The following is a 12,981-nucleotide window of genomic DNA, read 5'->3' as shown; positions in this document are numbered from 1 at the left end:
TTGCCATTGAATTTGGCACTAATCATATCATAAACTGGCAAAATAGTCTTGATACAGTCAATAATCGATGCAATATTAATCAACAAAATTTAGCTTGAGAAAACCTAAATTTGCTATTAAAAAATAAAAGTGTAATAGTGCTAACCTAAACATACCTAACAAATTATAAAATGGAATATATAAGAAAGCACAACGAAAAAAGAGCGTTTTTCTAAACCACCTATATGGCGTTAATAGAGAAACAGATATACTATAAACATAGTTTTGCAAAAGCAAAACAGGTTTTCTACTTTAAAATACCCTTTTCTACAAGATGATTTTAATTTATTGTTTTTCATTAATTTTTACCCATCAATAAAAAAAGGGTTGGCGTGAATTTTGAGTTTTTGGATAATGCACAGATTTCACCATTAAAAAACATTCAGGCAGGATATTGATTTTATTTAATTTTTACATTAAGTTTTAGAAAAAATAATCAGTGAAGAAATAAAAAAACATCCCTAATATTATTCGCAATTAATTGAAATCGTTTTAAGATTAAATCCTGCCTCTTTATACAACTTGTACCGTTTCCTTGCTAATGACTTTAGCTGCTCATCCACTGGCACAAAATCGATAATATCACGATAAACACCTGCAAATTCAGGAAATTGTTCTTGTAAATTAATAAGTAGCTGACGTGTGCCGCTGCTGCGTTTTTGTGGCCAGCTAATTTCAACAGGTGATCCCCCTTTCATGCCTTCACCAGCCAAATTATGCGGAACAAAATTGTCGGTTTCGAGTTGCCATAGGTACTCGTCTATTCGTTCTGCTTGACCCTGATCCTGACAAGCAACTTGCACGCGCTGATTGGCGTGCCATGCTTCAACTATTTTTTTGCATGCTAGTTTTTCGTAAAAAAGCACGCCAGACTCGTCGGCTTCTGTTTGGTTTTCAAGTAAATAGAAGATCACTTTTTTCATAAAATCTTAGCTCGATTTATTGATCTAGTAGATATTGAATCAACATGGCAACTGGACGACCCGTTGCTCCTTTTTGCCCACCAGATTTCCACGCTGTGCCAGCAATATCTAGATGTGCCCATTGATATTTTTCGGTAAAACGTGATAAGAAGCATGCCGCAGTAATGGTGCCGCCATCTCGACCACCAGTATTAACAATATCAGCACAGGTTGATTTGATTTGTTCTTGGAATTCACTATCAATCGGTAGCGCCCATGCTTTGTCGCCTGCTTTGTTGGATGATAAGATCAATTGTGCAATTAATTTGTCGTTATTACCCATTACTCCAGTATAGTGATGTCCTAGTGCAACGATACAAGCGCCAGTTAAAGTGGCAATATCAATAACAGTTTTTGGATTGTAACGTTCAATATATGTTAAAGCATCACATAAGACTAAGCGACCTTCAGCATCAGTGTTAATCACTTCAACTGTAATACCTGACATGGTTGTCAATATGTCGCCAGGACGGTAGCTGTTGCCGTCAGGCATGTTTTCACAACCCGCCATGACTCCAACAACGTTAATAGGTAATTTTAACTCTGCCACAGCCTGCATAACACCATAAACGGTTGCCGCACCGCACATATCGTATTTCATTTCGTCCATGCCTGCAGATGATTTGATTGATATTCCTCCTGAATCAAAGGTTAGTCCCTTGCCGACTAAAACATACGGCTGGGCTTTTTTATCTTTAGCACCTTTGTATTCAATAATAGTCATGATTGATTCGTTTTGCGAACCCCGCCCTACTGCTAAATAAGCGTTCATGTTTAATTTTGCCAATTCGCTTTCGCCAAGGCAGGTTACTTTTAATGATGAATGCTGTTTGCCTAGTTGTTTACCTTGTTCGGCTAAGTATTTTGCGTTACAAATATTTGACGGCATATTGGCAATTGTTTTTGTTACGGTAATAGCATTAGCAATAATTTGCCCTTGTAACAAGTTATCAGTTAATGCTGATAACGCTTTCTTATTATGAATTAATAATGTCACTTTAGTTAAGCTTGGTACAGGATCTTTAGTCGTTTTAAAATCATCAAACCGATAAGTTATATCGCTAATAATTTGCGGCAATTGTTTGGCTATTTCAAGGCTATTTACTTCATTGAACGCTAATAGATCCCATGCGATATTTTTAATTTTTTTGGCTAGTAGTTCTTTTATTACCGCTTTAATAACGGTTTTAGCTTGAGCTGAGTCAAATGTTTTTGCTTTGCCACAACCAACAAATAAAAGTTTTTGTTTTAAATTGTTATTTGGATATAACAAAGTAGTTTTACCTAGTTCGCAACTTATATCACCTGATTTGATAAGTTGACTAACTAAACCATTGGTTGATTTATCGATATCTTTGACAAAATCAGACTGGTTTTTTCTTGAATCAATTGAAACAACTAAACACTCTGTTTTTTGTTTAGTTATAATAGTACTGTTTTTTATTTGAAATTCCATGGTGCTTCTCGTTTATGAATTAGTGCAGATAATTTATATTCTATCGGTTCATTGTTGGATAGCAACAAAAAGATAACTAAAACGAAACAAATCAGATTATAATAGTCTGATTTTGTGCCAACAGATAAAGGTAAGATGTGATAATTCGTCGATATTTAGTGAAAGAAACATTGAAAACCCAAGGGGCAATTTTATTTATTTTGTTGCTGATTTTCTTTTCTCAAAAATTAATTAGAATTTTGTCGAGCGCAATCGATGGTTCAATCCCTCGTGAATTAATTATGCCGTTACTAGTTTTAGGCGTATCAAATATGGCCGATCTTATTTTGCCGCTGAGCCTTTTTCTTGGTGTACTTGTTACTTTCGGGCGACTTTATTCTGATAGTGAAATGGTAGCAATGCATGCATGTGGTGTTAAGAAAAACTTAACTTATCAAGTAGTATTTTTTCTATGCATTTTAACTAGTATATTAACCGTAATGAATTCACTTTGGTTTGGTCCTTGGTCTAACGTTAAGCAAGATCAATTGGTTGCTAATGCTAAGATCAATCCTAGTTTAGCTGGATTATTAGCAGGACAATTCCAACAAACGCCAGATGGTAATTCAGTTATTTACATTGGTAATGTGGATAATAACAATTTAGAGAATGTCTTTATTGCTCAAATCAATCCAAAAGCAAATCAACGACCTTCGATTATTGTTGCCAATAAAGGGAAGACAGGGCACGATAACGAAGGTAACCAAATTATTACACTTGAAAATGCTAATCGTTATGAAGGCACAGCACAATTAAAAGATTTTAGAATTTCAAACTTTCATAATTATTTAGGTATCATAAAACCCAAAGAGTTAAATACTAACGAGGATAACGATAAAATCGATGTTCAGCAATTGGGAATATTAGAGCTTATTAACACTAATACACCTAAAGCTGTTGCGGAATTTTATTGGCGGATAACGCTAATTATTTCAGTACCATTAATGGCCTTTTTAGTTATTCCACTGAGCGTATCAAACCCACGACAAGGACGCCTTGCACAAGTTTTACCTGCTTTACTGCTCTATTTAGTTTACTTTTTATCAGCCAGTTCAATTAAGGCTAATGCAGGTAAAGGTCGGTTAGATCCCGAATTGTGGTTTTATATATTGAATTTAGGATATTTTGTGTTAGCGATAATATTGAATTGTTGGGATAACCTATTTATGCGTAAACTTCGCTTAAAATATTCTGCATCTTAAGGAGCAAAGCGTGTTTTCGATTTTAGATCGTTATATTGGTAAAACTATTTTAAGCACCATTGGTGTTAGTCTTTTTTTACTTATCAGTTTGTCGGGTATCATCCGTTTTATTGATCAGCTTCGAAAAATTAAAGTTGATTATGATGCTTTTTCTGTCGGTATTTATACGCTTTTAATGGCTCCAAAAGATTTAGAAGTATTCTTCCCGATGGCTGCGTTATTGGGTGCATTGATTGGTTTAGGATTGTTAGCATCCCGCAGTGAATTAATTGTAATGGAAACATCTGGCTTTAGTCGTTTCAAAATTGCATTTGCGGTGATGAAAACAGCATTACCACTAGTACTAATTACAATGGCGGTTGGTGAATGGGTTGCTCCAGTTAGCGAGCAAACTGCACGCAATATGCGTTCTGAAAAGCTTTATGGTAATTCGTTAATGGCTGAACAAGGCAGTCTTTGGGCTAAAGATGGTAATGATTATGTTTTTATTGGCCATGTAAATAACGATAATTCGATTTCGAATGTTTATATTTATTCAGTTGACCAAAATAAGCTTCAATCTATTACCTATGCTGCTTATGGAGTGTATGAAAATGATACTTGGACATTATCGCAAGTTGAAAAAAATGATCTAACAGTGCCCAATAAAGTAGTTGGTGTAAATACGATATCCATGCCTTGGAAAACAAGCATTACTCCTGATAAATTAAATATTGTCGCATTTGATCCTGACTCGTTGTCGGCTTCAGGGCTTTATGAGTATTCACAATACCTAAAAAACTCTGGGCAAGATACTAAGTATTATGATTTGCTGTTTTGGAAAAAGATCATTAAACCAATTTCAGTTGCTGTGATGATGTTGTTAGCTTTATCGTTTATTTTTGGTCCATTGCGTAGCGTATCAATGGGGATTCGTGTGGTGATAGGTATCAGCTTTGGCTTTTTATTTTATATTACCGATAATTTGTTTGCCCAAGTAAGTATTGTTATTGGTATTTACCCTATTATTGGTTCGCTTATAACCAGTTTCGTATTTTTATTGATTAGTTATATTTTATTTAAACGAAAAAACTAGGTTTTTTAAAATTTTATCCTATCATCTGATTTAGATGATAGGATTTTTATATTGTAACGATTATGCTGTCTGTGATTGTTTATCAAACAGGTTTAAATATTGCCCATAACCTGCATCTTCCAGTTCCTCTTTAGGTATAAATCGTAAGGAAGCCGAGTTAATACAATAACGTAATCCACCTAACTCTTTTGGACCATCATTAAAGACATGCCCAAGATGAGAATCAGCTTCCACAGATCGCACTTCAATACGTCGCATACCAAAACTGGTGTCCTTTTTTTCAACAATATTGCTCTTGTTTATCGGTTTAGCAAAACTAGGCCAGCCACATCCTGAATCAAATTTATCTAACGAAGTAAATAACGGCTCGCCAGACACAATATCAACATATATCCCTTCCTCATTATTGGAATTAAATTCGTTTTCGAACGGTGGTTCAGTCCCATTTTTTTGAGTTACGTGATATTGCATAGGTGTTAATATAGACAGTGCTTTTTCTTTCATTGTTTTATTCATAAGTCACCTTTATGTTATTTATTTTAAATAATAGAATTAATTACGACTTAACATTGATTGCAATACTTTATCTTTAATCCAAAAATAATGATATAAGGCGCCAGCTATATGTAAAATAAGTAAAATTGCTAATAAATATGGGCTGAACTTATGCATAATATGAAAAAAATCATAAAACATGTTAGGCATATCAATAGCCGGAATAGAAATGATGCCAAAAAAATTCAGCGACCGACTACTCATTAAGTACCCAGACAGAGGCACAATAATTAAAAAAATGTAAATAAATCCTTGTATGGACTTAGATAAAATACGTTGTAGTTTTTGATTTTTGGGCAAGACATTAGGCACACCTTCGGTTTTAATAATTGTAAAACGCCACAATGTTATTACAAATATCAACACACCAAAAGATTTATGCAATAAATAAATAGTAAACATACCACCCAAATAATGTGACAATGTCACCTTAAATAACACTAATAAAAACGTTAATACAATCAGTATCAATGTTAACCAATGAATCCATTTTTGTTTACTACTATATTGCGGATAGTTTTGCATAATTCAATTGCCTCTTTATTTTTGCCAATGCTGAGCTAAAAACTTTGATCGCCCTGATAATTGATAATATTGATTATAATGCTGGGATTGTTTTGTATAATAATTTTGGTGATAATCCTCAGCTAGGTAAAAGGCAACTGCTGGCTCTATAGCGACACCTATAGGCTTATTAAACTTCTTACTATCTTGTAATGCTTGTTTAGACGATAATGCTACTTTATGTTGATATTCATTATGATAAAAAATAACAGGACGATAAGAATCACCTCGATCAGCAAATTGCCCTTGTGAATCCGTTGGATCGATTTGTTTCCAAAAAATTTCAAGCAATTTTTTATAACTAATAACTTTTGGAGCAAACTTAATTTGTACCGCTTCGATGTGCCCTGTTGCGCCTGAGCAAACTTGCTGATAGGTTGGATTGATAACATTCCCCCCAGTATATCCTGCTACAATACTAATAACCCCTTCATACTGATCAAAGGGTTTAACCATACACCAAAAACAACCACCAGCAAATGTTGCTTGTTCATATTGTTGCATAATAACCTCCCACTTAATATGTTAAACAATTCTTCTATTTATTGCTTAACTTCAGCATAATCATTAACACTAAAATACACTGCTTTAAATTAGCATACTACTTGAAAATGTTTAAAAAAACACCATATCATTGGTCAACTATTTCAGTTATAGAAGGATTCATTTATGGCAAGTGGATGGGCGTCTGACGATGCCGTTAATCAACAAATCGAAGGCACTATTGCTGATGCCATCGAAAACGCAAGAAGACAACTCTATCACGGTACAATTAGTGCTCATTTTTGTATTGAATGTGGAGAGCCTATTATAGAAGCCAGAAGGTCAGCATTGCCTGGCGTACAATATTGTTTGTCTTGCCAACAAGAAATCGATAAACAATTAGCTAAAACATCAAGTCTATATAATCGTCGTGGCAGCAAAGATAGCCAACTACGTTAATTTGAAGATACATTTTTAACCAATTGAGCTAAAAGATGGGTGGATTATTACCCACCCTAAGATACAAACAATAGTTATTTTTTACCTTCACGAACAGCGTCATAAGGATAAACAATTAATTTATTATCAAACCATTCAGCACAAAAAATATCTTCTAATTTTTCATAACCTTGTTTTGCAATTTCTTGTTTAACCCAATTTTCATCTTTTTTAAGTTGTTCTAAATTGTCATGGCTAATACCGCCATTTTCGATGATTAGCACGGCAATATCTTTATCACCTTTTTTGATAACAGTTAACGAACCATTTAATTCATACCAAACCTCTTTTAACTCATCAAAAGAAGCTATGCCTTGTATATTGACTAAGGTTTCAAAATCCCTTACTGGTAAGTTGGCTTTAACAAAATTATCCGTTATTAAATGCCCATTTTTAACAAGTTGGATTGGTTCGCCATCTATAGCATCGCGTAAACGTGAGTTTTTAGATTTGATAAATCGAATTAAAACAAGTAAGCCAGCCCAAATAGCCACTAATCCAGCCGATTCCCAAGAAGATACTGTCGGACTAAGTAAGGCCCCCCCAACCAACGCACCAATAACCATACTACCAACCTGATCAAGCTGTGACATAGGTGCTATTTGGCTTTTACCCGATAACTTCACATAAACAAGTAAAATAATTAAAGCTAATAAAAATTTTGGTGCCATTTCTAATAAATACATTTCCTTTCTCCAAGCTAAACAAAATATGTTGAACTACAATTCCAAATGCAGAATCAATAGAAACTTCTGTATCGAAACGGGTAATAATTTATGTAAAACTGGTATAATTTTTGTTTGATTAATGATCAATACGGTTCTATTTTCATGACTAAAACAAAGTATGATTATTAATATAATTTATTGATTGTATTTTACTCTAAAATTCACACAAATTATAAGATTATTACTTTGATTGCGATAACTAATTTCTATTATGCAATGTTGTAAATCGGTGTGTTTTAAGTTTGAAATGAAGGTAAAATATTTACCCACAAAAACAATCAAAAAGTATATATTTCCAGTTAAAAAGGATAATAACAAATGCAACTAATAATCGAAGAATCGGAAAAACAATTATCTTTTGAAGAAATTGAAGAATTTAGCAACTATTTTGATAAAGAAATTCCACTTTCATTTATTGATTTTTACATTAAATTTAATGGTGGTTACCCTCCCGAAAACGGTGAACATAATTTCTTTTTATTAGGTGGCTTTAATCCAATAAAATATGGCGATTTAACTATAGAAGATATTTACACTAATTTAATTGATGACTTTTCTAATTTAAAAGATATGATTCCTTTTGCTTATGATGAGGGTGGAAATTGTTTTTTACTTTCATTAAAAAATGAAAATTATGGAGAAATATATATATGGCTGATGGATGAAAAAGAATTAGTTTTAGTATCTGAATCATTTGATAGTTTTATAAATAAGCTGTAGGAATTAATCGCATTGTTTAAAGTCATTAAAAAAATGTTGCAATGAATATACATAAAAACAAAATTAACGCCTTATAAGTTTTCAGTTGAGTATTTTAATCATAAAATATTAGGGCGTGTTGATCTTTCGTGATTATTTTTAGACGGCATGATGTGAGTTATAATAATTCTGCCAAAAACAACCATAACTCGATTCATCATGCCAAGAACAATGCTAACAGATAAACGGTGGGAGAAGCTACTACAAATAATGAAAAATACCGGCCGAGTTTATAGGGCGTGTTGATCTTTCATGATTATTTTTTAGACGGCATGATGTGAGTTATAATAATTCAGCAAAAAACAACCATAACTCGATTCATCATGCCAAGAACAATGCTAACAGATAAACGGTGAGAAAAGCTACTACAAATAATGAAAAATACCGGCCGAGTTTATAATAAATCCGAGCATCGGATGACGTTTGAAGGGATCCTTTTCCGAATGAGAACTGGTATTCCTTGGCGAGATTTGCCAGAAGAGTTTGGTGAATGGAGCACTGTCTATAGACGATTTAATTTGTGGTCTAAAAAAGGGATATTAGTTGATATTTTCAAACATTTATCACAACTAGCGGATTTTGAATTGGTGTTCCTAGATGGCTCGATTATCAGGGCTCATCAACATAGTACAGGCGCAGCAACGGAGCATTGTGAGCAAATAGGTCAGAGCTGTGGTGGTAATTCAACTAAAATTCATCTTGCGGTTGATAGTGGTGGTTTGCCTATTTGTTTTGAGCTTTCTGAAGGACAACGACATGATATCACTTATGCAGAAAACCTAGTTGAAAGGCTCGATGAAGTGAATACAGTGATAGCCGATAAAGGTTATGACAGCGAGCCTTTTCGGTGCTTTGTTCGTCAAAAAGGCGGACGAACGGTGATTGCTAAACGTAATTATGGTAAGGATATAGATAAAAGCAGTATGGATAGGAGCCTTTATCGCTATCGTCATTTAGTCGAGAATGCCTTTGCTAGAATCAAGCAATACCGTTCAATATCAACTAGATACGATAAATTAGAAAGGAATTATGCCAGTATGGTATCACTGGCATTTATGTTAATGTGGCTGCCAATGTATTGTTGATTAATTTATGTACAGCAAAGATCAACAGCCCTAACCTCTTGTTGCTTTTTACAGCTTACGATAGTAATAAAGACAATAATATAAATGATCGTATGAAAAAGAAGACGCTGATGAGTGATTTTAAATTATGGGGCTGGGATAAAAAACACATACCATACTCCAGTGTATCAAGGCAAAATACTGATCCTCTCAAAAATATTAGAGATTACCCTTCTTTATTATTTTATTGTTTTGGTAATAGTATTGTTCATATTGTTCAAGCGATATCCAGCCGTTGGCTGCCGAAGACGAATACAATTATGATATATTTGAATATATTCAAATAGTGCTTTATTAGACAACTTCCTCGTTTTATAGTAACAACCATGAATAATAGGGATTTTAGTGTATGAAAAAAACTTCCAACAACCGTATTATCCCAAACCTATTTACGGCACAAGGCTCATTAAACGGCACAATGGAAAATCTAAGAAATGCTTAAGAACTTATATAAATCATAGTGTTTAATGGTGGCCCATACTGCCTCTATACAAATAATAAATAATATTATTAATCAAATTATTATATAAAAATCACCTTTTAACGTATAACATAACGTATAACATTAACCTATATTAGTTGATTCTTAATTAAAGAATCATTTAAACATTACCAATTGAAGAGTTAAAAGAAAAACTTATTTTTTGCAATTTTATGACACTAACAACACTAACAAAATTAATTATTAATAATCAATTAATTAACCTTGTGTTATTATAGTGTTGTATGTTATTAATAACATGGTAAATTAAGATGATTATTTTTAGTATAAGGAATCAAAAATGAAAAAAACATTTAAAGAACAAATAAAAAAATTTCCACCTATATGTACAAAAATTGTTGATATTGTAAATAGCTCTACTGGGAGTATAGCCCTTACAATTATGTTTTATTACATGATGGTTAAAGATGTTGGATTGAATGGTATTGGTATGTTTATCATAGAAATTATCACTGTTTGGGGAATATGGGGATTTCATGCATACAATGAAATTTCATCAAAAAATCTTGAGAAAAAAGAAGCTATTTCTATAGGACTTATAATTGTCTTATATGTAGCTGTGATTTTTCTATTTACTTTATTATCTATAAAAGAATTCCATTAAACTTATCTAACGCTTGCTTTTGTTCATCTGATAGGTTGATATCTATCTCGCCATATTCAAGCAAGTAAGTACCGAATGACATTAGGAAAGCAACCGCAGGGTCTATCTTGTTGGCTGCTTTCTTTTTGTTGGGTTTGATATTAGCATTCGCATCGGTTTCCATCACTACATTACTGACCGCCCAAGAAAGGACAGGATCGCCATTGTGTTTAATGCGTTTACGGCTAATAAATACCTCGGCAGTTTTTGACGTTGGGCTATAGCGTGCATAGGTTTGAGGAAATGGCTCAACGTCTAAGCCGATGTTCTGTAATTGAGTGCGTAATTGTGTGGCGTTCCATACATCAAAGCCAATTAGCTTGATATTAAATTGCTCGCTATCTTTTAAGATATCATCCCGTATCTGGTCATAATCGATACAATCACCTTTAGTAACTCGTATCCATCCTTGATTAACCCATTTACGGTACATTTCCCTATTTTTGTTAGCCACATTATTAAGCTGATATTCAGGAATGTAATGCCGTGTTAATAATCTTACCTCGGTTTCAAACGGAAACGAATAACAGACACTAGTAATATCACTAGTAGATGATAAATCTAATCCAGCATAGCAATCTAAGCCTTTTAAATCACCTTCTGAGTAATCAGCCTTACACGCAATCCAGCTACCAGTATTTACCCAAGGCGTGGCACCATTACACCAAATATTAAAGCGTTTAGTTAGCATTTCGACCCATTGCGAGGGTATGCCTCTGGCTTTCTTAATGGTGTCCTCTAAGGCAACCCTATCGACGGAGATGTCAAGATTGGGATTGGCTTTTATCCATAAATTAGGGTTGTCGATTTCGCTCTCATCGTCCAGTTCGTAAATAAGCACAAATTGCGATTCGTTAACCTCGTCACCTGCTAAAATCGGGCAACAATAATCATAATGCTGTTTACAGGCTGATATTGTGTTACTGCCTGCGGTAGTGATGGCAAATAAAATCCCCTCAGGTCTTGCGCCCATACCTAACTCAAGGGCTGAATATACGCCATTATCAGGGTGTAGATGATATTCATCCACAATGGATAAGCTAGGATTAGTCCCCTCAATAGTGGCAGCTTTTGACGCTAAAGGACGTAATAGGCTATTTTGCTTAGGATTGATGATTTTATGCTGTTGAATGGTGACCCTTTTCTTTATTGGCTTGCTTAATATGGCCATCTGTCTTGCATCATCAAACACGATTCGGGCTTGGTCACGGCTAACGGCTGCGGTATAGATATCTTGTTGTCCTTTTTCCATCACTAAGAACCAGTTAGCCAATATTGCCGCTGTTGTTGATTTGGCGTTTTTTCTCGGTACTTGTACATAGGCACTGCGATACTTGCGTAACCCTGTGTTGATGTGCTTAAAACCCAGCAGATTAGCAAATAAAAATTGTTGCCACGGCTCTAAGTTAATAGGCTGACTTCTAAGGTATCCTTTGACGTGAGGACAAACCTTTGAGAATGAGATAAATTTAGTGACTATCTCACTATCAAAGTAATAATTTGGATTATCTAAATCAATAAAATAGCGATTTACTGCTTGTTTTAATCGTTTACAAGCAGAAATATCCCCATTTTTAACAGATAATGCGTAATTATGCCAAGCGGTCAAGCTCGTCTTCCTCTTCAACTTCTACGGGATTTTTGCGACGACTAACAGGGTCGAAGCCCAGTAATGAAGCCATTTTAATCATAATTTTTTCAGCTTCTGACTTTGCACTTAATTGTAGTAGCTCAAACTTAATCTGACAGACACGTATTACTCATCGGCTTTCATTTTAACAAAATGCGTGTCCGATGAGCAAAATAAATTCTCCAATTGCTTTTCCTTAACCAACCCTTTTGCATCATTCCATGTTTGCCATGGTGTCTTCCCATAACAATATTTTCCAGAGTGTGCTCTTTCTCGATTGTAAAACTCAAGCCATTGCTCAATATCGTTTTGTATTTCACTCAATTGCGTGTAAATCTTACGTCGAAATAAAATATCATAACATTCTGTTTTCATCGTCTTATGAAATCGCTCACAAATACCGTTAGTTTGTGGGCTGTAGGCTTTGGTCTTGGTGTGTTCAATATCTTCTAGATTAAGATAAAGTTCATAAGCATGGCTCTCCTTATGGCCATTATATTCCGTCCCTCGGTCGGTAAGAATGCGTAAAAGTGGCACTTGTTCGTTGTCAAAGAAAGGAAGGACTTTATCATTGAGCATATCGGCAGCAATCAGACTGTTTTTCTCGGTATAGACTTTAGCAAAAGCGAGTCTGGAATAGGTATCAATAAATGTTTGTTGGTATATTTTCCCTATGCCTTTAATGTGCCCTACATAATAGGTATCTTGTGCACATAAATAAC

At 34.2% G+C, this 12,981-nt stretch carries 15 protein-coding genes and 1 pseudogene; 6 read left to right on the top strand and 10 right to left on the bottom strand.

The annotated features are described in order from the left end of the window. Positions 1-506 precede the first annotated feature (506 nt). Entirely contained in the window at positions 507-962 is a 456-nt protein-coding gene (locus tag J6569_RS08845) for a DNA polymerase III subunit chi (protein WP_065610897.1), read from the bottom strand. Between the two features lie 16 nt (positions 963-978). Continuing rightward, positions 979-2,457, bottom strand: a complete 1,479-nt coding sequence (locus tag J6569_RS08840; RefSeq protein ID WP_296318267.1) for a leucyl aminopeptidase — start codon at positions 2,455-2,457, stop codon at positions 979-981. A 137-nt stretch (positions 2,458-2,594) separates the two neighbouring features. Here J6569_RS08840 and lptF point away from each other — a divergent pair, with 137 nt between their 5' ends. Then, positions 2,595-3,698 (top strand): LPS export ABC transporter permease LptF, encoded by a 1,104-nt coding sequence (gene lptF, locus J6569_RS08835; protein WP_296318266.1) that lies wholly within the window; start codon positions 2,595-2,597, stop codon positions 3,696-3,698. Between the two features lie 10 nt (positions 3,699-3,708). Next, positions 3,709-4,773: an LPS export ABC transporter permease LptG gene (gene lptG / locus J6569_RS08830; protein WP_296318265.1), complete on the top strand. Its 1,065-nt coding sequence runs from the start codon at positions 3,709-3,711 to the stop codon at positions 4,771-4,773. A gap of 60 nt (positions 4,774-4,833) precedes the next feature. Here the strand turns inward: lptG and msrB are convergent, their stop codons facing one another. Genes msrB through msrA form a run of 3 tightly spaced genes read right to left on the bottom strand, consistent with a single transcriptional unit; the run spans position 4,834 to position 6,396 of the window. Continuing rightward, positions 4,834-5,277, bottom strand: a complete 444-nt coding sequence (msrB, locus tag J6569_RS08825; protein WP_065589763.1) for a peptide-methionine (R)-S-oxide reductase MsrB — start codon at positions 5,275-5,277, stop codon at positions 4,834-4,836. 48 nt (positions 5,278-5,325) lie between these two features. Further along, complete coding sequence (locus tag J6569_RS08820; protein WP_085164013.1) at positions 5,326-5,853, bottom strand: cytochrome b/b6 domain-containing protein; 528 nt, start codon at positions 5,851-5,853, stop codon at positions 5,326-5,328. 15 nt (positions 5,854-5,868) lie between these two features. Beyond that, the gene (gene msrA, locus J6569_RS08815) at positions 5,869-6,396 is read right to left on the bottom strand and encodes a peptide-methionine (S)-S-oxide reductase MsrA (protein ID WP_296318264.1); all 528 of its coding nucleotides are present in this window, start codon (positions 6,394-6,396) and stop codon (positions 5,869-5,871) included. A 165-nt stretch (positions 6,397-6,561) separates the two neighbouring features. Here msrA and J6569_RS08810 point away from each other — a divergent pair, with 165 nt between their 5' ends. After that, positions 6,562-6,834 carry a DksA/TraR family C4-type zinc finger protein gene (locus J6569_RS08810; protein WP_296318263.1) on the top strand — a complete coding sequence of 91 codons (273 nt, stop codon included), beginning with the start codon at positions 6,562-6,564 and terminating at the stop codon, positions 6,832-6,834. Between the two features lie 74 nt (positions 6,835-6,908). Here J6569_RS08810 and J6569_RS08805 read toward each other — a convergent pair whose 3' ends face one another. Further along, entirely contained in the window at positions 6,909-7,559 is a 651-nt protein-coding gene (locus J6569_RS08805; RefSeq protein ID WP_034912801.1) for a DUF421 domain-containing protein, read from the bottom strand. 360 nt (positions 7,560-7,919) lie between these two features. On the opposite strand from J6569_RS08805, the gene J6569_RS08800 reads away from it, so the two are divergent. After that, on the top strand, positions 7,920-8,321 hold the full coding sequence (locus J6569_RS08800) for an SMI1/KNR4 family protein (protein ID WP_065589761.1): 402 nt from the start codon (positions 7,920-7,922) through the stop codon (positions 8,319-8,321). A gap of 410 nt (positions 8,322-8,731) precedes the next feature. Further along, on the top strand, positions 8,732-9,445 hold the full coding sequence (locus J6569_RS08795) for an IS5 family transposase (protein WP_366941255.1): 714 nt from the start codon (positions 8,732-8,734) through the stop codon (positions 9,443-9,445). Positions 9,446-9,663: 218 nt separating this feature from the next. On the opposite strand, the gene J6569_RS11280 is transcribed toward J6569_RS08795, so the two are convergent. Further along, the gene (locus J6569_RS11280) at positions 9,664-9,816 is read right to left on the bottom strand and encodes an IS3 family transposase (RefSeq protein WP_366940504.1); all 153 of its coding nucleotides are present in this window, start codon (positions 9,814-9,816) and stop codon (positions 9,664-9,666) included. A 450-nt stretch (positions 9,817-10,266) separates the two neighbouring features. Between J6569_RS11280 and J6569_RS08790 the strand changes: the two genes are divergently transcribed. Then, on the top strand, positions 10,267-10,590 hold the full coding sequence (locus J6569_RS08790) for a hypothetical protein (RefSeq protein ID WP_296207403.1): 324 nt from the start codon (positions 10,267-10,269) through the stop codon (positions 10,588-10,590). Here the strand turns inward: J6569_RS08790 and J6569_RS08785 are convergent. The 3 genes and pseudogenes from J6569_RS08785 to J6569_RS08775 form a co-directional block, all read right to left on the bottom strand. Beyond that, positions 10,571-12,238 carry a terminase large subunit gene (locus J6569_RS08785; RefSeq protein ID WP_296318261.1) on the bottom strand — a complete coding sequence of 556 codons (1,668 nt, stop codon included), beginning with the start codon at positions 12,236-12,238 and terminating at the stop codon, positions 10,571-10,573. The genes J6569_RS08790 and J6569_RS08785 overlap by 20 nt on opposite strands. Further along, positions 12,222-12,350: pseudogene (locus J6569_RS08780) on the bottom strand (phage terminase small subunit P27 family); the annotation flags it as partial. The pseudogene J6569_RS08780 and the gene J6569_RS08785, both read right to left, overlap by 17 nt. 35 nt (positions 12,351-12,385) lie before the next feature. Beyond that, on the bottom strand, positions 12,386-12,981 hold a 596-nt coding region (locus J6569_RS08775; protein ID WP_296318260.1), incomplete at its 5' end, for an integrase core domain-containing protein.

Source organism: Gilliamella sp. (genome assembly GCF_024104075.1).
Classification (GTDB): Bacteria; Pseudomonadota; Gammaproteobacteria; order Enterobacterales; family Orbaceae; genus Gilliamella; species Gilliamella bombi.
This window is presented reverse-complemented; position numbering and strand designations above follow the sequence as displayed.